This window comes from Paraburkholderia aromaticivorans, from assembly GCF_012689525.1.
Taxonomy (GTDB): Bacteria; Pseudomonadota; Gammaproteobacteria; order Burkholderiales; family Burkholderiaceae; genus Paraburkholderia; species Paraburkholderia aromaticivorans_A.
The window spans coordinates 3592923-3613912 of sequence record NZ_CP051516.1 but is presented as its reverse complement, the minus strand read 5'-3'; the positions used below and the strand labels follow the sequence as shown (position 1 = coordinate 3613912).

The following is a 20990-nucleotide window of genomic DNA, read 5'->3' as shown; positions in this document are numbered from 1 at the left end:
CAAAAATGGGATAATGCCGTTTCCCCGCCCCGCGTCTTGTACACGCCGGGCGATTCGACTCTCCGGCCATCGTCGAACGCATGGCCACAATCGCGAGAAATACGATGATCTACAGCATGACTGGCTATGCGAGCGCCACGCGCGAACTCGTCGCGGCTTCGGGCACAGGCGGCGTGAGCGTATCGGTCGAACTGCGCACCGTGAACTCGCGCTTTCTCGATCTGAATTTCCGCATGCCGGAAGACGTGCGCGTGTGCGAACCCACGCTGCGCGAGATGCTGATGAACAAGCTGTCGCGCGGCAAGGTCGATATCCGTATCAACCTGCAACGCAGCGAACAGTCCGCCAACGCGGGTTCGATCAATCACGACGCGCTCACGCAACTCGCGCTGCTCGAACGCACCGTGCTCTCGACGTTTCCCGAAGCAGAGCGGCTGCGCACTGGCGAGATTTTGCGCTGGCCGGGCATGCTGGCCGAAAGCGGCGTGGCGCCTGAAGTGCTGCGCGAGGCCGTGCTCGCATGCGGCAAGCAGGCCATCACAGACCTGATCGACGTGCGCGCCCGTGAAGGCACGCAACTGGCGACCATGCTGCTCGCCAACGTCACCGAAATGGAAGCGATCGTCACGAAGATCACGCCGCTCGTGCCGGAACTGATCGCCAAGCATCAGCAGAAGATTGTCGAACGCTTGCAGGAAGCGCTCGGCATCGCCGCGCCGGACACCGCCGCGACGATCGTCTCGCGTGAAGAAATCAACGAGCGGATTCGCCAGGAAGTGACGATGTACGGCATCCGTATCGACATCGCCGAAGAACTGTCGCGCCTCACGGCTCACCTGAACGAAACGCGTCACGTGATCCAGAAGGGCGGCAAGGTCGGCAAGCGCCTCGACTTCATGATGCAGGAGCTCAACCGCGAAGCGAACACGCTCGGTTCGAAGGCGGCCGCGAAAGAACTGGCGGATTCGTCGATGACCCTGAAGCTGCTCATCGAACAGATGCGCGAGCAAGTACAGAATCTGGAATAAGGCTGGAGCCCCACCGACATGACCGACCGCCACCACACCCGCGAAACGCCGCGCAACCCGTACGCCGGTGCTTACCCCGGCAACCTGTTCATGGTCGTCGCGCCGTCGGGCGCGGGCAAGTCGACGCTCGTGAACGCGTTGCTCGCCGGCGACGACGCAATCCGTCTGTCGATCTCGTACACGACGCGCCCGCCGCGTCCGAAGGAGCAGGACGGCGAGCACTATCACTTCACCACCGTCGACGATTTCATGAAGCGTCACGATGCCGGCGAATTTCTGGAAAGCGCGGAAGTGCACGGCAACTACTACGGCACCTCGCGCGTGTGGATCGAGGACCAGATGAAGAGCGGCCATGACGTGCTGCTCGAAATCGACTGGCAGGGCGCGCAGCAGGTGAAAAAACAGTTTCACAACGCGGTCGAAATCTTCATCTTGCCGCCGTCGCTGGAAGCTTTGGAAGAGCGTCTGAAGAAGCGCGGGCAGGACGAGCCGAACGTGATCACGCGCCGTCTGCTGGCAGCCGGCAGCGAGATGGCGCACGCGGCGGAAGCGGAGTACGTGGTGATCAACGAGAAGTTCGAGCGCGCGCTTAGCGAACTGCAGTGCCTCGTGGCCGCGACGCGTTCGCGCTTCGCCTCGCAATACGCGCGCCACACGCAGCTTTTCGTGCAGCTCGGCATTCACCTGCCACACGCGTGAGCGCGGCGGTGAGTCGAGCACATAAGGTAGAATAAGCAACATACTGAGAAGGAACCCAACATGGCCCGCATTACCGTCGAAGACTGCCTCAAACAGATCCCGAACCGTTTCGAACTCGCGCTTGCCGCAACCTATCGCGCGCGTCAGCTCGCTCAAGGCCACACGCCGAAGATCGAAAGCCGCGACAAGCCCACCGTCGTCGCACTGCGCGAAATCGCAGCCGGCCAGGTCGGCGTCGAAATGCTGAAGAAGGTGCCGGTTTAAGGCGCACTGTTCCGTTTTCGATTGCGCGTGTGGCGAACCTGTTTGCCACACGCGTTTGCAATACCGCGTTTGCAACACCTTTTGCCACACGTAATCGCATCAACGTGCAGACCCGCGTCCAACCCTAACCGCTACGGAGGCGATCATGAGTGCTACCCCGCCCACCGTCACGGAAGTGGAACACGACGCCGACTCGCCCTCGTCTGCACGGAAATACATCGACGCGGTCCTCGAACAGTCGTTTCGCCATCTGTTCGGTCCGACCGCCACGCCGGAGCAACCGCGCCGGCATGACGTCGTCTCCATCGCCAAACTGACGTCCGCCTTGTCCGGCTATCTGCAGCCGGAAGAGATCAAGGGCATCAAGTCGGCCTTCCATTTCAGCGACGAAGCCCATCTCGGCCAGTACCGCCAGAGCGGCGAGCCGTACATCACGCATCCGGTTGCCGTCGCGGAAATCTGCGCCAGCTGGAATCTCGACGCCCAGGCGCTCATGGCGGCGCTGCTGCACGACGTGATGGAAGACCAGGGCGTGACCAAGGCCGAACTCGCCGAGCGTTTCGGTGCGAAGGTCGCGGAGCTGGTCGACGGCTTGTCGAAGTTGGACAAGATGGAGTTTCGTAATCGCGAAGAAGCGCAGGCGGAAAACTTCCGCAAGATGCTGCTCGCGATGGCGCGCGACGTCCGCGTGATTCTGGTCAAGCTCGCCGACCGGCTGCACAACATGCGCACGCTGGGCGCGGTGCCGCCCGAAAAGCGCCGCCGCGTGGCACGCGAAACGCTGGATATCTATGCGCCGATCGCCCACCGGCTCGGCCTGAACAATACGTATCGCGAACTGCAGGACCTGAGCTTCGCGAATTTCAACCCGCACCGGTACGCCACGCTTGAAAAAGCCGTCAAGGCGGCGCGCGGCAACCGGCGCGAAGTAGTCGGCAAGATTCTCGAATCGGTGCAGCGCGCCATTGCCGACGCGAAGCTCGACGCCGAGGTCACCGGCCGCGAGAAAACCATCTTCAGTATCTACAAGAAGATGCGCGACAAGCAGTTGTCGTTCTCGCAGGTGCTCGACGTGTACGGCTTCCGTGTCGTGGTGGAAAGCGCGCTGGAGTGCTACACCTGCATCGGCGCACTGCATGCGCTGTACAAGCCCGTGCCGGGCAAGTTCAAGGATTACATCGCGATCCCGAAGGTGAACGGCTATCAGTCGCTGCACACCACGCTGGTCGGCCCGTTCGGTGCGCCGATCGAGTTTCAGGTGCGTACGCGCAAGATGCACGAGATCGCCGAAGCGGGCGTGGCCGCGCACTGGCTGTACAAGAACGGCGGCGCGGACCTGAATGACGTGCAGAAGCGCGCGCACCAGTGGCTGAAATCGCTGCTCGACATTCAGAGCGAAGCCGGCGACTCGAGCGAATTCCTCGAACACGTCAAGATCGATCTGTTCCCGGACGCAGTCTACGTGTTTACGCCGAAGTCGAAGATCATGGCGCTGCCGCGCGGCGCCACGGCGCTCGACTTCGCGTATTCGATCCACAGCGACCTGGGCAACCAGTGCGTCGCGGTGAAGATCAACAATGAATTGTTGCCGCTGCGCACCGAGCTGAAGAGCGGCGATATCGTCGAAGTCATCACCGCGCCTTATTCGAAGCCGAATCCGGCGTGGCTCGGTTTTGTGCGTACCGGCAAGGCGCGCTCGGCGATCCGCCATTACCTGAAGACGATGCGTCTGAACGAGTCCGTGCAACTCGGCGAGCGTCTCGTCGACCAGGCGCTGAAGGGCTACGGGCTGGCGCTCTCCGACGTGACGCCGGAAGCGTGGGAAAAGCTCGTGCAGTGGACGGGCAACAAGAACCGTCAGGAAATTTTCGCGGACATCGGCCTCGGCCGACGTGTCGCGGCGGTCATGGCCAAGCGCATCGAGGTTCTGATGAGCGGCCGCGACGCCGACGACGACGGCTCGCGTTCCCACTCCGATATGCCGCATGCGCCGCCGGTCGTCATCACCGGCACTGAGGGCATGTCGGTGCAACTGTCCGCGTGTTGCCGTCCGATTCCGGGCGACGACATCATGGGCTATATCGGCATCGGCCTCGGTATGGCGATCCACACTACGGACTGCCGCGTCGCGCAACGAATCCACCGGCGCGATCCGGGCCGCTGGATCGACGTTGCCTGGGCGCCGCAGCCGGGGCGTCTGTTCGACGTCGCCGTGAAGGTACTCGTCAAGAACACCAAGGGCGTGTTTGCCCGCGTGGCGGCGGATATCACCTCGGCGGATGCGAACATCGTCCACATTGCAATGGACGAAGACCTGTCGCAGGAATCCACGGTGTTGCGCTTCGTGATCCAGGTCAGCGACCGCGTCCATCTGGCCAACGTCATGCGGCGGGTGCGCACGAATCCGGACGTCATGCGCATTGCGCGTGAACGGCCTAGCGAGGAAGGCCATCACCGCCACGACGGCGGGATGCGAATCGACCGCGAGCGAGCGGATTACTGATCACCGGCAGTCGCCCGGAGCCGGTCTCGGGGCGCGTCCAATCTCCTTCATTCGAATCTGAACGCACCGGGCACGCGCGAGTCTCACCTGAAACTCAGGGAGAACGCTTGTGAACGTAGCTGACCTCACCGGACTGGCGCTCGATTATTGGGTCGCCCGCAGCCTGCACGACTTCGTGCGCGAAATCCACTTTACCGATAGCGGCGAAACCGTCTCGATTCGCGGCAATGACCGCGGTCGTCCGTGGGATGGCCGTTTTACGCCGTCCACCTCGTGGGAAGCGGCAGCGGCGGTGCTGGAGCGCGCGCAGCGGCTCGAAGTGCGTGAGCGGACCGCTCTGGGTGCGGCACACTGCGTCGCGGAATTCGAAGGCGGGCACCGAACCGTGGAAGGGCGGGGCGACTCGTTGCGGGTCGCGTTGCTGAGGGCGTTCGTCGAAAGCCGTTTCGGCGATACCGTCGGAGATGTGCTGCGCGAGGCGCAGGCGGTGAGCGGTGAACACGCGCAGGCGATCGGTGAGCAGACGGCGGGCAGTTCGTTCGCGGACTTGCCGAGCCCGGACGGGCAGATCGGGGATATTCAGTCGCCGCCGCGATAAAGGGGCGTGCTTTGTTGCCGCCAAGGTCTTCGGGTGGGCAAGACCCGCTGAAACTCAACTCGACGGACAAAAAACAAAGGGCCTTCCGATCGGAAGGCCCTTTATAGGTGGTGCGGCTGGCAGGATTCGAACCCACGACCCCTTGGTTCGTAGCCAAGTACTCTATCCATCTGAGCTACAGCCGCACGCTAAACGGGTAATGCTTACTGCACTGAAACTGGGTAAAACGTAAGGGCCTCCCCGGAGGAAGGCCCTCGAATAAGTGGTGCGGCTGGCAGGATTCGAACCCACGACCCCTTGGTTCGTAGCCAAGTACTCTATCCATCTGAGCTACAGCCGCACGCAGAAACGAGATTATAGCAAAGGTTTTGAAAAAGGGAAGCATGTAACTGCGATTTGTCTCATAGTCGTGATCGTGTACCCTTGATAGGCAGTCGCTTGCTGCAGTTACCGGATCATCATGAACAAGGCCTTTGTCAAAGAGTCGAGCGAAGAGAATGACGACGACCTCGACGTCGCCCAGCCGGACGTTCCCGCTGGTACGAAAAACTACATCACGCCCGCCGGCTACCGGCGCATGCGCGATGAACTGCTGCATCTGATCGACGTCGACCGGCCGGAAGTGGTCAAACTGGTGTCGTGGGCGGCCTCGAACGGCGATCGCTCCGAGAATGGCGATTACATCTATGGCAAGCGCCGGTTGCGCGAAATCGATAGGCGTATTTATTTTCTGACCAAACGCCTCGATATCGCTGAAGTTGTCGACAGCAGCAAGCAGGAGAATGTCGACCAGGTTTTCTTCGGCGCGGCCGTGGAATATGCGACGGAAGACGGCGAGGAACATATCGTGACGATTGTCGGCATCGACGAGGTCGATCTGGACATCGCTCACGTGAGTTGGATCTCGCCTATCGCGCGTGCGCTGCTCAAGGCGAAAGTCGGCGATACGGTCACGTTGTACACACCGGCCGGCCCGCAGCCGATCGAGATCCTCGACGTCAAATATCCGCCGCCTGATACGGGCGGTTGAGTCACGGCTGACGGGCTCTCCGTTTCGTTCTCGCAGTTCAACTCGGGCGCCAATGAGGCATAAAAAAAGGCGCCGCGAACGGCGCCTTCGAGACCACGGGTATTACCCGCAGCTTTAGAAGCGGTGACGCAGACCTGCGGTCACAGCGACTTGCTTGTTGTTGCCCGAAGCGGCCAGACCGTTGATGTCGGCATCGACAACAGCGTTTTCGTTGACTTGTTGATACTCGCCTTGCAGGTACACGTCGGTACGCTTGGACAGCGCGTACGCGGTTTGCAGGTTGAACTGATTCCAGTGCGGACGCGTGCCAGCCAGGCTCGCGCGGGTGTACGTGTACGAACCGGCAATGCTGACCGCCGGCGTCAGCGCATAGCGAGCGTTCGCTTCGAAGTTCTGGAAGTGAGCGCTGTTATTGCCGAAGGCGATGCCTGCGCTTTGACCCGAAGCGCCAGCGCCGATACCGGCCAGGCTCGACAGGTTGGTTTGCGAGTACACGAGGCCGACCGTTGCCGGGCCGAACGCGTAGTTGGCGCCCGCGCCCCACGTTTGCTGGCGGCCCGCGAAGAACGTGTTGTCGCTCGACACTGCGCCACCCGAATTGAACGCAGCAGCCGCGCCGGTCGCGCCGTTACTGTTCAGTTGCAGGTAAGCGGCGGCGACGTTCAGGCCGCCCCAGTTGTACGACGCCCCCGCGCTATAGGCGCGGTTGTTCGCGAAGCCGTCGGCCTGGTTGGAGAAGCCATACAACGCGCCGAACTTGAAGCCGCCGTAGTTGGCGCTCTGGTACTTGACCGAGTTGTTGACGCGGAACGAGTTGTTCAGGTTGTCGTTGTCGAACGGATGCGCGAACTGCGTGCCGCCGTATTGCGTGCCGGTCAGCGCCAGCGGGCCGACATAGTCGACCATGCTGTCGTATTGACGGCCGAGGGTGACGGCGCCGAACTGGTCGCTCGTCAAACCCACGAACGCTTGACGGCCGAATTCGCGGCCGCCTTGCTTGAGCGTGCCGTCATTGATGCCGAAGCCGTTTTCCAACGTGAAGATGGCCTTGAGACCGCCGCCCAGATCTTCCGATCCGCGCAGGCCCCAGCGGCTGCCGTTCACCGAACCGCTGGTTTCCTGCCAGTTGCTATGACCGTGCTGGTTGTTCGTATAAGTGATGCCGGCGTCGATCAAACCGTACAGCGTGACGCTGCTTTGTGCATGCGCGGCGGTTGCGCAGACGCCCGTGAGGGCCGCGACCATGAGTGTCTTTTTCATCTTGTAACTCCGAGAGCGAGAGTGGGCATTGAACCCAGGCTTAGGGAGACCTTCACGCGGGCGCTGCGAGAGGCGTAATCCGAGTGAGATGCGCGCTGAACAAAATCGCGCTGGTTTCCGGTTAGGCAGAGTGTAGAGAGACACTTCGCGTAATGGACATTCCGATTTCCGCAATAAAGTATTACGCGTTAAGAAACGATATATGAAAGCCGTTGAAGCCTTATCAATAAAGGCTTCCGGCGATTTTTAAGAGATGGGAGCGAAGCGAAGATGGCGATACGTTGCTGATTCGCGACACGAATCGATGCAAAAAAACAACGTAATAAAACGCAGAATGAGATTGTTGTTATTGCCGCAATAGATGATTGTTACTTATGCGAATAATCGAAATGGAGCTGAACCGCTATACTGAAATTTCTGCTTTCCGAAGCAGACTTTTTCGTTGACGAAAAAGATCTCCAAACCTTTGTCGGCGCGACTTTCCAGTCGCGCTTTTTTTTCGCCCGTATTTCGCCGATTGACGATGCGGTCAGTGGGCGGCCGCTGCGCCGTCCCCTTCGTTCCAGTCGTCCGCTACCGAGACGCTCCAGTCTTCCATGACGTAGCGACGCGCGTCCATCGGGGACGACAGCAGGTTCTGCCAATGATCGCCGTGCCACATGGGATCGATTTCGAAGATCGACGGCGTGTCCGCGAGCGGTGCGGATTGTTCGGAAGCCGTGTTTGCGTGCGAGTGGGTCAGCCAGGCAATGAGGCGGCGAATTTGGTTGAACAGCATGGCAATCTCCCTGATGCGCGTCACCACCACTACTGAATTCAATCATCCTGCCATGCACGCGGTGCAGCAAGTCGGACAAACACTTACGGAAAACATCTTTTGATACGTATTGTCGGCAATATGCTGGAAATTTTCCCGCTATCACACATCCCACACTCAATTGAGTAATATTGACTTGGTCTGATTATTCAGATGGGAGTGCATATATGCACTGGGATTTTTAAGCCAACAAGCGAAGGCTTATCGCGCGGCATGATAAACGCATATCGAGAATTCGCTTGACGGCAATTCTTCGCTCTCCGTACAACGGCAATGCTGAATTTCACCCGCCGGATCGGATTGCGCGGCGTGGGTGTGATATTCGGCATGAAGGCAATGCCTGATTTTGATAAATCATCGAGGGCACTGGAAAATGGAAAATGGAAACTGTTATCGTCAAATGGTTCAACGATGCTAAGGGTTTGGCTTCATCACGTCGGATTCGGGCGGCGAAGATCTGTTCGCGCACTTTTCGGAGATTCGCGCGGAAGGCTTCAAGCCGCTGAAGGAAAACCAGCGCGTTTCGTTCGACGTCAAGGCCGGCCCGAAGGGCAAGCAGGCGGCGAACATTCAGCCGCTGTGCGCCAGTCAACGCGGCTCGGCGCATGGCCGGGCGGCAGAGCGTACGAAAGCCTTCGCAAAACGCGAGGGCTTTTTTTATGCCTAATTGTTATTTGGCTGAGGCACCTCGTTTTAACTATCCGGTTCGGAATGAGTTGAACGGCCTGCCAGAATCTCCCAAATGGCTTCGCTGTCATTCCTCTGTATCCGCCGTGAAAACATAAATGATTTCGGGTTTCGCGAGAGGCTTGTTGCTCACGCGGAAACAGGAACATTGCGCCCCCAGTCACTTGACGTAATGCGATGCTATCCGGGTACTCGGCCGCCAACTGGTGCATACTTGCCGCAAAGCCACGCGTCCAAAGTCTCCTTTTCCATGTCTGAACAGTTTTTGCCGGAACCGGCCCTGGATGGTCCGATCGTCTTCGTCGACCTTGAAACCACTGGCGGATCGACCGCCGAGCATCGCATCACCGAGGTGGGTGTGGTCGAAATCGGGCCTGCCGGCGTGTCGCGCTGGAGCAGTCTGGTCGACCCTCAGCAGCCGATTCCCTCATTCATCCAGCAGCTCACGGGCATCACGAATGCGATGGTGCGGGGCGCGCCGACCTTCGACGCGATCGCGCCGGCTCTCTTCGAGCGTCTGAACGGCAAACTGTTCGTCGCGCATAACGCCAGCTTCGATCGCGGATTTCTGCGCGGCGAGTTTCGCCGGGTGGGGCTGGCGTTCGATCCGGACGTGCTGTGTACCGTGCGTCTGTCGCGCGCGCTGTTCCCGGCGGAAAAGCGTCACGGTCTCGACGCTTTGGTCGAGCGTCATGCGCTCGTGCCGTCCGATCGCCACCGCGCGCTCGCCGACGCCGATCTGATCTGGCAGTTCTGGCAACGGCTGCACGGCCTCGTGCCGCTCGACGTATTGCGTACGCAGATCGAGCGCACCACGCGTCGTTACCGGCTTGCGGGCGACATCACGGAAGATCTGCTCGACACCGCGCCGGCGGGTTGCGGCGTCTACGCGTTCTATGGGGAAGAGGATTTGCCGCTGTATGTCGGGCGAAGTGTGCGCGTGCGCCAGCGGCTACGTTCACATTTGACCGGCGAGCGGCGCTCGTCGAAAGATATCCGGCTCGCGCAGCAGGTGCGGCGCGTCGAGTGGCGTGCGACCGGCGGGGAATTGGGCGCCATGCTCGCGGAGGCGCAGTGGATCGCGACGCTGCGCCCCGGCCATAACCGGGTGCCGCGTATCGCGAAGAGCGATCCGGCTGACGCGCCCTGGCCGTTCGACGGGCCGATCGTGTTCGAGGAGCGTGAGGAGGCGTCGCAGTCGCGCGCGTTCCATGTCGTCGACCGTTGGTGTTACGTGGGCCACGCGGCGTCGCTCGTGCAGGCGGCGGAGTTGCATGCGTCGAGCGCGGCGGGATCGTTCGAGTTGTCGACGTATCGCATCTTGCAGAGCCATCTCGCCCGCGGTTTGCGCGTGATGCCGTTGAGCGTGTCGAGTGGAGCGGCGGTGGCGAGTCTTGCCTGAAGACGTTCGCCAGTTCGGTTTTTAGCGGCTTCATTTTCAACCGATAGCCCGCCGTTCAGCGCGGGTTCAAGCACGCGCGCATCACCGCGGTCAATGCCCCGCCTCAAACCGCGCGCTTCATCGCAGCCGAACTAGCCCGTCGCGCTCACGCCACCCGTTTCGCACACGTGCCCGAGCGCGCGCGTCAACGCGCTCGAATGAGCCGAGTCGTAGCGCGTCAGCGACTTCCAGTTAGCCAGCGACTGCGCGACGCGCGACGGACAATCCGGTGCCGCGCGCAACGGCTGAACGCGCGCAAGGCCGGCCACGAGCGATTGTGTCAGCCGGTCCAACTGCGGTCTCGTACTGGTCGCCAGATCGGGCGCGGGTCCTTGCGGCGCCTGACTGCCGCGCCACGTGGCGAACAGCGCGTTTTGCACGTCCTTGCTGGCATCGATCTGATCCTGAAAGAAAGCACGGGCGAAGGCCGGGTCGACGTTCGCCGCGGCAGCGCGCTTCTCAACGTCAGCGAGGAGGGCGTTCTCGCGCGGCGTGTCGGTGATGTCCTGGTGATTGGCCCATTTCCAGCGCGCCACGGGTTCCGCGAGCGCGAGGCGCTGCGAGGCAAGCGCGATCAGGTTGGTGAGCGCGGTGTCGTCACCATCCGCGATGGCGGGCGCGGGCGCGAATGCAAGAGCAGCCAGCAGCGCGAGCATGCATGACGCGCCGAAGCGGTAAGAACGATTCATGGAAGATGGCAGTAGCCGAGCGGCCGCGGAAGAAAAACCAGAAGAATAGACGATGCATCGAGCCTGCGTCTTCGTCGCGACCGGAAAACTTCCGACGTATACCTCTGTCGAGGCGAGCAAGTGCGGACACCGAGCCGTACGGCCCGGTGTCGTCCGAATCAGACGGACTGACCCCGCGTCACGAATCGAGTAGAAAACGAGCGGTTAGACGTATGCACGCAACTGCCGCGCGCCAGGCGCGCGGACGTCGATGCTGCATTGCGCCACTGCACAGTTACTTCGAGTCGCACGACTTGCGTTGTTCGTCGAAAAAGGCGCGAACGTGCTCCGGCAGTTCAGCACCCAGAAACTCGACGCCAGCGGGTTCCGGATCCGGGCAAAAGACTTTATCCGGGGTCGGAACTTTCGGTGGTTTGGCATCCATGATCTCTCTCCTTTACAAACCGATTATCTGCCTCGGTCCCCGTTTTGCACCAGCGCCTGATGCGGGTGACATGTTGTTTGTTGCTTTAACGGCACAGGTCAACAATGGAGCAGAATGTTTGAATAGAATTTATCGGTTGACTGCTAATGCACCGATTTCGCCATCACCGGGTCCAGCCAGTCCGATATTCCACGCCATTTCCTCCCCGGCCTTATCCTGCGGGCCGTTCAGCACGTAGCCCTCGTTTCTGCGCACTCCACATTCATATTGATCGATATCAACCAATCGTCGCGGATTTTTTGTGCACTGCCGCATCGACAGGATTTTCTTCTTAAGAGGCCGAACGTTCGTTAATTGCCACTCGGTTCAGTACGAGCTATTCGGCCGTCTAATCTTTTGTAAACGAACGATTCTCAAATTTCGTTGACGACTAAAAACACTTTTTAAGATTTTTTGCCTGAATAGGAAAACCCAACGTTCGGCAGCGAACGCTGGGCTTTCGTCAGACGCTATTTTTACGCCGTCGGTGCAGGGATTTTCACTGACGCGGAATATGCGGCGGGTTTGTCAGTCACTTCGACTTGTCCGTGAATCCGCGCCTGATGACCGTCCGCAAACATGTAGTAGGGGAATGGGCGGGCCGGTTCGGACACGGCATCGAGTCGCGCAATCAGTTCCGGCGCGAGCGTGAAGTCGAACGAGCCGAGCGACTCCTGCAACTGTTCCGGCCGCGTCGCGCCGACAATGATGCTCGACACGCCGCGCTTCTGATGCAGCCAGTTCAGCGCGACTTGCGTCATCGGCCGGCCGGCGAGATTGGCGACCGACTCCAATTCCGCCACGATGCGGAAGTTGCGCTCCGTCAGTTTGTCGAACCCCGGCGGCGGCGCGCTGGCCATGCTCGCGAGACGTCCGTGGCCGGAAAAGCCGCCTGCCGCGCCGCTTTGCGAAGGCCGGTACTTGCCGGACAGCACGCCCATGCCGAGCGGGCTCCATGGCACGAGTCCCATGCCGAGATTGGCGGCGAGATCGGCGAATTCATTCTCCGCGTTGCGTTCGATCATTGAGTACTCGAGCTGCATGGCGGCGACCGGTTCGAAGCCGCGCCAGTCGGCGAGCGTCTGCGCGCGCCCGGCGAACCAGGCGGGCGTATCCGACAAACCGACATAGCGGATCTTGCCGGCGCGCACGGCGTCGTCCATCGCGCGCATCACTTCGTCCACCGGCGTGACGCGGTCCCACGTGTGCAGGTAGTACAGGTCGACGTAGTCGGTGCCGAGCCGCTTGAGCGAACCGTCGAGCGCGCGCAGCAGATTCTTGCGATGGTTGCCGCCCGCGTTCGGGTTGCCGGACTCGGCGTTGTAGCCGTACTTGGTCGCGATTACCAGCCGCTCGCGCAGGCCGCGCGCCGCGACGCACTTGCCCAGCCATTTTTCGCTGGTGCCTTCCGTGTAGAGGTCGGCGGTGTCGATGAAATTGCCGCCGGCATCCACGTACAGATCGAACAGCCGTTGCGCCGACTTTTCCTCGGCGCCCCAGCCCCATTCCGTGCCGAAGGTCATCGTGCCGAGCGCGATCGGGCTGACGCGCAAGCCTGAGCGGCCGAGCAGGGTATAGCGGTTCATCGTCATGTCAGTCTCCTTCAGCGGTGTCGTAGGAAAAATTGAATCGATGGCCCCATCCTGCGCCGATTCTTTTCGTGGAAAAATGCCGCTTGTCTGCAAGGATTGTGAAGTCCGACTTAATAATGGGGGCCGCGATGGATCCTGCGCAATTGCCGGCATTGATGGCGTTCGTGAGCGTGGCGCGTCACGGCAGCTTCACGCACGCGGCCGGCGAGACCGGCGTGACGGCTTCGGCGCTGTCGCAGAGCATCCGCTCGCTCGAAACGCAATTGAATGTGCGTCTGTTCAACCGGACCACGCGGCGCGTGGCGCTGACCGAAGCCGGCGCGCAGTTTCTCGCTCGCGTGCGGCCAGCGCTGGGCGAACTCGAGGCCGCCTTCGAAGCACTCGATGAAACCCGCGACCAGCCCGCCGGCAATTTGCGCATCAATTTGCCGCGGGTCGCGAGCGAACTGCTGGTGCAGCCGTATCTCGCGGAATTCACGCGCCGCTATCCGCAGATCCGTCTCGACATGACGCTCGACGACGGCCTGGCCGATGTCGTCGGCGAAGGCTTCGACGCCGGCATCCGGCTCGGCGAACGGGTCGCGCAGGACATGGTGGCGGTGCCGTTGAGCGGCGAGATTCGCATTGCGGTGGCGGGCTCGCCGGCCTATTTCGAGCGCTATGCGCCGCCCGCGACACCGGCCGATCTCGCCGCGCATGATTGCCTTCGCTACCGCTTTGCATCGAGCGGCGGCATCTATCGATGGGAGTTCGCGCCGCCCGACGACCCGGCGCGCGTGTTCGAAGTCGAGACGCGCGGCGCGCTCGTCACCAACGACCTGCGCACGATGGTGCAAGCGGCGGAGCAGGGCGTCGGCCTGCTGCATGTCATCGAGGACTACGTGCGCGAGCAACTCGACGATGGCCGCCTCGTGCGCGTACTCGACGCATGGTGTCCCAGCTTCCCCGGTTTCTATCTCTACACGGCGAGCCGCGCGCAGATGCCGCTCAAACTGCGCGCGCTGATCGACTTCCTGAAAGAGAAGCGCGGCGCTCGCTAGCGCACACGCTTCCTTCGCTTTCACGCTACGAGGTGCTGCCGCAGATACTCTGCGGTGCGGCTTTCCTTCACGCGCACGATCTCGGCCGGTGTGCCGCTCGCCACGATCTTGCCGCCGGCGTCGCCGGCGCCCGGGCCCACGTCGACGACCCAGTCGCTTTGCGCGGCCACCCGCATGTCGTGCTCGACCACGACGACGGTATTGCCGGCATCCACGAGTCCCTGGAGTTGCACCATTAGCCGGTCGACGTCGGCGGGATGCAGGCCGGTGGTCGGTTCGTCGAGGATATACAGCGTGTCGCCGCGTTGCGCGCGTTGCAGTTCCGTGGCGAGCTTGATGCGCTGAGCTTCGCCGCCGGACAATTCGGTGGCCGGCTGACCGAGCCGCAGATAGCCGAGGCCGATGTCGCGCAGCACTTTCAGCGCGCGCATCACGCTGGCTTCATCGGCGAAGAAATCGCAGGCGGCGTCGACGGTCAGGCCGAGCACCTCGGCGATGTTCTTATCGCGCCATGTGACTTCCAGCGTCTGCGTGTTGTAGCGCGTGCCGTGACAGGTCGAGCAGGGCGCATAGACGCTCGGCAGAAACAGCAGTTCGACGCTGACGAAGCCTTCGCCTTCGCACGTCGGGCAACGGCCTTGTGCGACGTTGAACGAGAAGCGGCCCGCGCCGTAGCGGCGCTTGCGGGCCAGCGGCGTGTCGGCGAACAGCTTGCGCACGTGGTCGAAGAGGCCCGTGTAGGTGGCGAGGTTGGAGCGCGGTGTGCGGCCGATCGGTTTCTGATCGACGCGCACGAGCCGCCGCAGCGCGTCCATGCCTTCGGCGATGCGGCCGCCGGTCGGCGCGGTGTCGGCGGCGAGCAATGGGTCTTGCTCGTCGTCGTCGGGGTTTTCGAAGACGCGTCCGAGGTGGCTGGCGACCAGTTCCGGCAGCGCCTGGCTCACGAGGCTCGACTTGCCCGAGCCCGACACGCCCGTGACGGCAGTCAGGCAGCCGAGCGGAAACGCGGCGTCCAGCCCATGCAGATTGTTGCGCGTGATGCCGGCAAGCCGCAGCCAGCCGGCCGGTTCGCGCGTCGTGCGTGCGACGGGCGCGGGCGGCGCGAACAGATGCCGGCGCGTATGCGACGCTTCGACCTTCGCGAGTCCGGCGGGCGGCCCGCTATAGACGACATGGCCACCGGCTTCGCCCGCTGCGGGACCGACATCGACGAGCCAGTCGGCGCGCCGCATCATCTGCAAATCGTGTTCGACGACGAACAGCGAATTGCCCGCGGCCTTCAGGCTCTGCAACGCGCTGAAGAGCGCTTCGCCATCCGCGGGATGCAGGCCAGCCGATGGCTCGTCGAGCACATACACGACGCCGAACAACTGCGACGACAACTGCGTGGCGAGTCGCAAGCGCTGCAATTCGCCGGATGACAGCGTGGGCGTGCTGCGTTCCAGCGCCAGATAGCCCAGACCCAGATCGACCAGAGTCGTCAGGCGTTCGAGCAACTCGGCTGCAATGCGTTGCGCGGCGACGCGTTTTTCCTCGGAGAGGTTGGGCGTGCGCCGCACGTCGGGCGAGGCTTTATGCGCGGAACCGCCTGCGGCGATCCGTTTATCGACGGCATTGCGCATGGCGCTCTTGCTGAGCACGCTGCCTTTGCCTGCGTCTTTGCCCGAATGTGCGACATCCGGCTCGGGCCATTCGCCACGTGCGATCGGTTCGAGCATCTCGGCAAGTCTGGCTAGCGGCAACTGGGCAAACTCGCCGATATCGAGTCCGGCAAACTTCACCGACAGCGCCTCTTTCTTGAGCCGCTTGCCATGACAGGTCGGACAGACACTGCCGATCATGAATTGCGACACGCGTTTTTTCATCAGCGCGCTTTGGGTGTTCGCGAACGTGTGCAGCACGTAGCGGCGCGCGCCGCTGAAGGTGCCCTGATAGCTCGGCTCGTCCTTGCGCTTGAGCGCGGCGCGGGTTTCCTTCGGCGTGAGGCCGGCGTAGACGGGCGCGGTCGGCTGTTCATCGGTGAAGAGAATCCAGTCGCGGTCTTTCTTCGGCAAATCGCGCCACGGCTTATCGACGTCGTAGCCGAGCGTCACCAGAATGTCGCGCAGATTTTGTCCGTGCCAGGCGGGCGGCCATGCAGCGATTGCGCGCTCGCGAATGGTCAGCGAGTCGTCCGGCACCATCGATTTTTCGGTGACTTCGTACACGCGGCCGAGTCCATGGCAAGTCGGACAGGCGCCTTGCACCGTGTTCGGTGAGAAATCCTCGGCGAACAGCATGGGTTGCTTCGGCGGATAGTCGCCGGTGCGCGAATAGAGCATGCGCACGAGACTCGACAGCGTGGTCACGCTGCCGACCGACGAGCGCGCGCTCGGCGTACCGCGTTGCTGCTGCAAAGCGACCGCGGGCGGCAGGCCTTCGATGGCGTCCACCTCAGGCACGCCGACCTGCTCGATCAGGCGTCGGGCATACGGCGCGACCGATTCGAAATAGCGCCGCTGAGCTTCGGCGTACAACGTGCCGAATGCCAGCGACGATTTGCCCGAGCCGGACACGCCGGTGAAGACGACCAGCGCGTCACGCGGAATCTGCACGTCGACGTTTTTCAGATTGTGCTCGCGCGCGCCGCGCACGCGCACGAAGCCGGTGAAGGCGGGTGCGTCGGAAGGCGGCGGTGTCGAGCGAGGTTGGTTGCGGATGACGTCCATATCGATGAGTAGCGAATAAGCGTGGCCCGGTGGATTGGCCGACCGCATGTGAAGCTGCACGGAACATGCCCGACGATGAAGTGGAGATAATGCCAGTGAAGGCGAGGTGCGCGCACCCGGTCAACCCAGGAATGACCGCCTATCATTGATAGCGACTATCCGCGCGCAGAGTGCGGTGGCAAACGGACGCGCCACAGCCGGCGCGGAAGATGGCAGTCTTCGCCCCTAAGAGAGTTCGCCATGGAAAACGCTGTGTACTGGAAAGGTCGCCAGGTCGGAATCGAGTGTGCCGGCCGGATTTTATGGTTTTCTTCGGCGCCGCAAGAGGCGGTCGCGGCGTACGGCCTTCAGCAGGCGGAGCCGGTACGCGCGGAAGATTCCGTCGTGGCACGCAACCTCGGCGTGACAGCGCAATTCGATCGGCCGGGTTTTCGTGGGTGAGCGGTAGCGCGGTTTGCTTGCGCCGCGGCTTTGCGCGGCCTCGGCGCAAAATACGCGCGGAAAAACAAAAAGCCCAGTCGCAATGACTGGGCTTTTTACTTGAATCTTGTGGTGCCGGAAAGAGGAATCGAACCCCCGACCTTCGCATTACGAATGCGCTGCTCTACCGTCTGAGCTATTCCGGCATCAGGAGAAACGAGATTATAGGGACTTTTTTGTCAGCTTGGCAAGCCCCCAAACTCACTTTTTTGTTTCGAGATGGTAGCGCGTAACCCGGTCCACCTCGTTCTTCGAGCCGAGGAACACTGCCACGCGCTCATGCAGGCTTTTCGGCTGGATGTCCAGAATGCGCTTCTCGCCGTTGGTCGCGGCGCCGCCCGCCTGCTCGACGATAAAGGCCATCGGGTTCGCCTCGTACATCAGGCGCAGCTTGCCTGGCTTGTCCGGCGTGCGCTTGTCGGCCGGGTACATGAAAATGCCGCCGCGATTCAGGATACGGTGCACATCCGCCACCATCGACGCGATCCAGCGCATGTTGAAGTCGCTTTGGCGCGAACCGTCCGTGCCAGCCTTCAATTCGCCAATGTACTGCTCGACCGGCGGATACCAGTGACGCTCGTTCGAAGCGTTGATCGCATATTCACGCGTTTCGACCGGAATGCGCATGTCGCTTTGCGTGAGCACCCACGAGCCGAGTTCCCGGTCGAGCGTGAAGCAGTTCACGCCGTTGCCGGTGGTCAGCACCAGCACGGTTTGCGGACCGTACACGGCATAGCCCGCGGCGACCTGCTGCGTGCCCGGCTGCAGGAACGACTGTTCGGTGGGTTGTTGACCGTCCGGGCAGCGCAGCACGGAGAAGATCGTGCCGATCGACACATTGACGTCGATATTCGACGAGCCGTCGAGCGGATCGAACACGAGCAGATACTCGCCCTTCGGATAGTTCGCCGGGATCGGAAAGAACTGTTCCATTTCCTCGGACGCCATGCCGGCAAGGTTGCCGCCCCATTCGTTCGCTTCGAGCAGGATTTCGTTCGACAGGATGTCGAGCTTTTTCTGCACTTCGCCTTGAACGTTCTCGCTGCCCGCTGTGCCGAGCGCATCGCCCAGCGCGCCCTTGCTGACGTGGTAGCTGATCGCCTTGCACGCACGCGCGACGACTTCGATCAAAAGGCGCAGATCGGCCGGCAGATTGTTGGTTTCGCGCTGCTGCTCGATCAGGTACTTCGTGAGAGTGGTACGACGTTGCAAAGCCATGCTGTACTCCGGGAAGGCTTGAGGAATATTCTGATTTTAACCGTTCGTTGTGTCGCTTCCGTGCTTTTGCGCGGGAACCTTGCACAGCGCTCCCGCCGGACACGCCGACGCGTGGCGAAATTCAGGTTTTGCGGCGCCCCTTGGAGGCCGTGAGCTTGCCGCTCACGCTCGCCGCGAGCGCGGCGGCGCGGGCGTGTTCGGCTGAAACCTTGGGCATTTTCGGGCGTTCGGCCTTCGGCATGGGTTCGATTTCCCGTTCGATCTGCTCGCCGGCCGCCGCGGTGGCGACGCGCAGGTCGTAGGCGATTTGCAGGTTGAGCCAGAACTGCGCGCTCGCGCCGAAGTAGCGTTCGAGCCGCAGCGCCGTGTCGGCCGAGATGGCGCGCTTGCCACGCACCACGTCGTTGATGCGCGGCGCCGGTACGCGCAGCGCGAGTGCGAGCGCGTTGACGGACATGCCGAGCGGTTCGAGGAACTCGCTGCGCAGAATTTCGCCCGGATGGATTTCCGGGATGCTGTCGCCGGTGTCGATGTCCGAGAAATCGATGCTGCCCAGATCGGAGCGTTTGATGACCATACCGGTCTCCCAATAATCAGTGATAGTCGACAATTTCGACATTCAGCGCCTCCCCGTCGACGAAATGAAAACAGATGCGCCACTGCGCATTGATCCGAATACTCCATTGCCCGCTGCGCTGGCCTTGCAGCGCTTCCAGCCTGTTGCCGGGTGGCGCGTGCAGATTGCGGATGGACTCTGCGGCGTCGATCATGAACAGCTTGCGACGCGCGAGCTGCTGCATGTGAAGCGGCAATGAGTACACGAACTTGCCCTGAAAGATTCTCGCCGTAGCTTTGTCGCCGAATGTCGTGATCATGGGATCATATAACGCATTGCGTTAAACGCAAACCGTTAAGTGAATGCGTTTACTTTCACCCCGCCGACGCGAGTCGAACAGTCGTCCAGATGGCTAACGTTGTTGCCGCGCGCCGCTGCGTCGGCAAACGCAAGGCGAAAAAAAGCCGGCAACGCGTGAACTGACCCCGCAAAGTTGGACAGTTTTCGGCTAGGGCCGGCAGGCCTGGGTCCTGTACATCACAGGACTCAGGCCGTTCAGTTTCAACGTGATGCGTTTGTGGTTGTAGTAACGGATGTACTGTCTGATACCCGCCTTTAACGCCTCAATACTCTCGAACCTGTTCAGAAGAAAGAACTCGGATTTGAGCGTGCCGAAGAAGCTTTCCATTGCCGCATTGTCGTAGCAGTTTGCCCTGCGCGACATACTCTGCGTCAGGCCGTGTTGATCCAGCAGCCTTCGATAAGCGCGCATCTGGTACTGCCAGCCCTGATCCGAATGCAGCAATGGCCTGTCCTCGTCTCCCAGTTTCGCCAGTGCTTTCCTGAGCATGCCGTTCACCATTTCAAAGACCGGACGCGTGTTCATCTGGTAAGCCACGATTTCGTTGTTATACAGATCCATGATCGGCGAGAGATACAGTTTCTGTCCGAGCACGTTGAACTCCGTCACGTCCGTCACCCATTTCTGATTGGGCTGCGACGCGCTGAACTCGCGGTTCAGCAGATTCGGTGCGATACGCCCGACTTCGCCGCGCCATGAGCGGTATTTCTTCGCGCGCACCAGCGATTTCAGGTTCAGTTTTCCCATCAGACATTGCACTGTCTTGTGGTTGACCAGCTGACCCGCCTTCCGGATCTCAAGGGTGATGCGCCGGTAGCCATAACGGCCCTTGTGGCGCTCATACACCGTCTTGATCCTGGCTTTGAGGTCCTTGTGCCGGTCGACGCCGTCCATCACCTTCAACTGATAGTAGAACGTGCTGCGCGCCAGACCCGCAGCCTTGAGCAAGGCCAGCGTCGCATGGTGCTGCCGCAGTTCCTGCACTATTTGCGCTTTTTCTTTTGCGCGCCCTGCTTCTTCGCCTGAAGCAGGGCATCGAGCTTTTTTAGGTACGCCACCTCCGCGCGCAGGTACTCGTTTTCCTTGAGCAACTGCTCACGTGTGCGCTCATCCGGCGCACTCTCTCCGGTCGGCTGTTCGGGTGTCGGGTGGGTCATTGTTTTGGGGCGCCCTCGTGGGCGGGGCGCCAGAGCATCCATACCGCCCTCATGATACCGGCGTTCCCATTTCCCTACACAACTGGGGTTGCGAATGTCGAACACCACAGCCACTTGCCGACACGACAGATCCTTGCGCCACATATGAGTGAGGACCGACATCCTGAACTGCGCGTCGTAGTGACTGAATTTCTTGCGTAATCCATCACGGCCATGCTGCTCGTAAGTCGCCACCCAGTGCCGCAAAACAGAGGGACCCACACCGTACCGCTGTGCAATTACACCTGCACCGGCGACGCCAGCCAGGTATTGCTTAACCAGCTTCAGCTTTAACTGCTCACTGTACTTCGCCATGAAAAACACCCCAAAGGTTGGATTGGTGTCCAACTTTTGGGGTGC

Annotated in this window: 18 protein-coding genes, 3 tRNA genes and 1 pseudogene; 9 read left to right on the top strand and 13 right to left on the bottom strand. The window is 61.4% G+C overall.

The annotated features are described in order from the left end of the window. Positions 1-104: 104 nt before the first annotated feature. From HF916_RS44450 to HF916_RS44430, 5 genes are all read left to right on the top strand, one after another. Positions 105-1028 (top strand): YicC/YloC family endoribonuclease, encoded by a 924-nt coding sequence (locus HF916_RS44450; protein ID WP_168794957.1) that lies wholly within the window; start codon positions 105-107, stop codon positions 1026-1028. 18 nt (positions 1029-1046) lie between these two features. Further along, positions 1047-1727 (top strand): guanylate kinase, encoded by a 681-nt coding sequence (gene gmk / locus HF916_RS44445; protein ID WP_168794956.1) that lies wholly within the window; start codon positions 1047-1049, stop codon positions 1725-1727. Between the two features lie 60 nt (positions 1728-1787). Beyond that, positions 1788-1991 (top strand): DNA-directed RNA polymerase subunit omega, encoded by a 204-nt coding sequence (gene rpoZ, locus HF916_RS44440; protein ID WP_006025620.1) that lies wholly within the window; start codon positions 1788-1790, stop codon positions 1989-1991. A gap of 145 nt (positions 1992-2136) precedes the next feature. Beyond that, positions 2137-4494: a RelA/SpoT family protein gene (locus HF916_RS44435; RefSeq protein ID WP_168794955.1), complete on the top strand. Its 2358-nt coding sequence runs from the start codon at positions 2137-2139 to the stop codon at positions 4492-4494. A gap of 109 nt (positions 4495-4603) precedes the next feature. After that, positions 4604-5092, top strand: a complete 489-nt coding sequence (locus HF916_RS44430; RefSeq protein WP_168794954.1) for a phage protein NinX family protein — start codon at positions 4604-4606, stop codon at positions 5090-5092. Positions 5093-5200: 108 nt separating this feature from the next. Here HF916_RS44430 and HF916_RS44425 read toward each other — a convergent pair. Then, positions 5201-5277 (bottom strand) — tRNA-Arg (locus HF916_RS44425). A 78-nt stretch (positions 5278-5355) separates the two neighbouring features. Continuing rightward, positions 5356-5432: transfer RNA gene (locus HF916_RS44420), tRNA-Arg, on the bottom strand. 120 nt (positions 5433-5552) lie between these two features. Here HF916_RS44420 and greB point away from each other — a divergent pair. Beyond that, complete coding sequence (gene greB, locus HF916_RS44415) at positions 5553-6122, top strand: transcription elongation factor GreB (protein ID WP_168794953.1); 570 nt, start codon at positions 5553-5555, stop codon at positions 6120-6122. 114 nt (positions 6123-6236) lie between these two features. Here greB and HF916_RS44410 read toward each other — a convergent pair whose 3' ends face one another. Beyond that, a complete protein-coding gene (locus HF916_RS44410) occupies positions 6237-7382 on the bottom strand; it encodes a porin (protein WP_168794952.1) in 1146 nt (381 codons plus the stop codon). A 529-nt stretch (positions 7383-7911) separates the two neighbouring features. Continuing rightward, complete coding sequence (locus HF916_RS44405) at positions 7912-8160, bottom strand: hypothetical protein (RefSeq protein ID WP_168794951.1); 249 nt, start codon at positions 8158-8160, stop codon at positions 7912-7914. Between the two features lie 419 nt (positions 8161-8579). On the opposite strand from HF916_RS44405, the pseudogene HF916_RS44400 reads away from it, so the two are divergent. Next, positions 8580-8779 (top strand): annotated as a pseudogene (locus tag HF916_RS44400) (cold-shock protein); the annotation flags it as partial. Positions 8780-9136: 357 nt separating this feature from the next. Next, positions 9137-10288, top strand: coding sequence for an exonuclease domain-containing protein (locus HF916_RS44395; protein WP_168794950.1), 1152 nt, complete (start codon positions 9137-9139; stop codon positions 10286-10288). Between the two features lie 131 nt (positions 10289-10419). On the opposite strand, the gene HF916_RS44390 is transcribed toward HF916_RS44395, so the two are convergent. The 3 genes from HF916_RS44390 to HF916_RS44380 form a co-directional block, all read right to left on the bottom strand. Beyond that, positions 10420-11016, bottom strand: coding sequence for a chorismate mutase (locus HF916_RS44390; RefSeq protein WP_168794949.1), 597 nt, complete (start codon positions 11014-11016; stop codon positions 10420-10422). Between the two features lie 274 nt (positions 11017-11290). Next, a complete protein-coding gene (locus HF916_RS44385) occupies positions 11291-11440 on the bottom strand; it encodes a hypothetical protein (RefSeq protein ID WP_007180815.1) in 150 nt (49 codons plus the stop codon). 515 nt (positions 11441-11955) lie between these two features. Then, positions 11956-13071, bottom strand: coding sequence for an aldo/keto reductase (locus HF916_RS44380; RefSeq protein WP_168794948.1), 1116 nt, complete (start codon positions 13069-13071; stop codon positions 11956-11958). Between the two features lie 128 nt (positions 13072-13199). Between HF916_RS44380 and HF916_RS44375 the strand changes: the two genes are divergently transcribed. After that, positions 13200-14111 (top strand): LysR family transcriptional regulator, encoded by a 912-nt coding sequence (locus HF916_RS44375; RefSeq protein WP_206001985.1) that lies wholly within the window; start codon positions 13200-13202, stop codon positions 14109-14111. 20 nt (positions 14112-14131) lie between these two features. Here the strand turns inward: HF916_RS44375 and HF916_RS44370 are convergent, their stop codons facing one another. The 6 genes from HF916_RS44370 to HF916_RS44345 all read right to left on the bottom strand — a co-directional run bounded on the left by HF916_RS44370 (position 14132) and on the right by HF916_RS44345 (position 20945). Next, a complete protein-coding gene (locus HF916_RS44370; RefSeq protein ID WP_168795855.1) occupies positions 14132-16819 on the bottom strand; it encodes an excinuclease ABC subunit UvrA in 2688 nt (895 codons plus the stop codon). 550 nt (positions 16820-17369) lie between these two features. Further along, positions 17370-17445: transfer RNA gene (locus tag HF916_RS44365), tRNA-Thr, on the bottom strand. Between the two features lie 55 nt (positions 17446-17500). After that, positions 17501-18517, bottom strand: a complete 1017-nt coding sequence (locus tag HF916_RS44360) for a class 1 fructose-bisphosphatase (RefSeq protein ID WP_168794947.1) — start codon at positions 18515-18517, stop codon at positions 17501-17503. 121 nt (positions 18518-18638) lie between these two features. Next, the gene (locus tag HF916_RS44355) at positions 18639-19094 is read right to left on the bottom strand and encodes a HigA family addiction module antitoxin (RefSeq protein WP_168794946.1); all 456 of its coding nucleotides are present in this window, start codon (positions 19092-19094) and stop codon (positions 18639-18641) included. Positions 19095-19110: 16 nt separating this feature from the next. Further along, a complete protein-coding gene (locus HF916_RS44350) occupies positions 19111-19392 on the bottom strand; it encodes a type II toxin-antitoxin system RelE/ParE family toxin (RefSeq protein ID WP_168794945.1) in 282 nt (93 codons plus the stop codon). A 189-nt stretch (positions 19393-19581) separates the two neighbouring features. Then, positions 19582-20945, bottom strand: a protein-coding gene (locus HF916_RS44345) for an IS3 family transposase (RefSeq protein WP_168789116.1) whose coding sequence is annotated in 2 segments (ribosomal slippage) — positions 19582-20483 and positions 20483-20945 — 1365 coding nt in all. Because the reading frame shifts where the segments join, the coding sequence is not laid out codon by codon here. Between the last annotated feature and the right edge of the window lie 45 nt (positions 20946-20990).

Bases quoted from the DNA above. Each gene is read 5' to 3' on its own strand.
- HF916_RS44450 (WP_168794957.1), top strand. From the start codon at position 105: ATGATCTACAGCATGACTGGCTATGCGAGCGCCACGCGCGAACTCGTC.
- gmk (WP_168794956.1), top strand. From the start codon at position 1,047: ATGACCGACCGCCACCACACCCGCGAAACGCCGCGCAACCCGTACGCC.
- rpoZ (WP_006025620.1), top strand. From the start codon at position 1,788: ATGGCCCGCATTACCGTCGAAGACTGCCTCAAACAGATCCCGAACCGT.
- HF916_RS44435 (WP_168794955.1), top strand. From the start codon at position 2,137: ATGAGTGCTACCCCGCCCACCGTCACGGAAGTGGAACACGACGCCGAC.
- greB (WP_168794953.1), top strand. From the start codon at position 5,553: ATGAACAAGGCCTTTGTCAAAGAGTCGAGCGAAGAGAATGACGACGAC.
- HF916_RS44410 (WP_168794952.1), bottom strand. From the start codon at position 7,382: ATGAAAAAGACACTCATGGTCGCGGCCCTCACGGGCGTCTGCGCAACC.
- HF916_RS44405 (WP_168794951.1), bottom strand. From the start codon at position 8,160: ATGCTGTTCAACCAAATTCGCCGCCTCATTGCCTGGCTGACCCACTCG.
- HF916_RS44395 (WP_168794950.1), top strand. From the start codon at position 9,137: ATGTCTGAACAGTTTTTGCCGGAACCGGCCCTGGATGGTCCGATCGTC.
- HF916_RS44390 (WP_168794949.1), bottom strand. From the start codon at position 11,016: ATGAATCGTTCTTACCGCTTCGGCGCGTCATGCATGCTCGCGCTGCTG.
- HF916_RS44385 (WP_007180815.1), bottom strand. From the start codon at position 11,440: ATGGATGCCAAACCACCGAAAGTTCCGACCCCGGATAAAGTCTTTTGC.
- HF916_RS44380 (WP_168794948.1), bottom strand. From the start codon at position 13,071: ATGACGATGAACCGCTATACCCTGCTCGGCCGCTCAGGCTTGCGCGTC.
- HF916_RS44375 (WP_206001985.1), top strand. From the start codon at position 13,200: ATGGATCCTGCGCAATTGCCGGCATTGATGGCGTTCGTGAGCGTGGCG.
- HF916_RS44370 (WP_168795855.1), bottom strand. From the start codon at position 16,819: ATGGACGTCATCCGCAACCAACCTCGCTCGACACCGCCGCCTTCCGAC.
- HF916_RS44360 (WP_168794947.1), bottom strand. From the start codon at position 18,517: ATGGCTTTGCAACGTCGTACCACTCTCACGAAGTACCTGATCGAGCAG.
- HF916_RS44355 (WP_168794946.1), bottom strand. From the start codon at position 19,094: ATGGTCATCAAACGCTCCGATCTGGGCAGCATCGATTTCTCGGACATC.
- HF916_RS44350 (WP_168794945.1), bottom strand. From the start codon at position 19,392: ATGATCACGACATTCGGCGACAAAGCTACGGCGAGAATCTTTCAGGGC.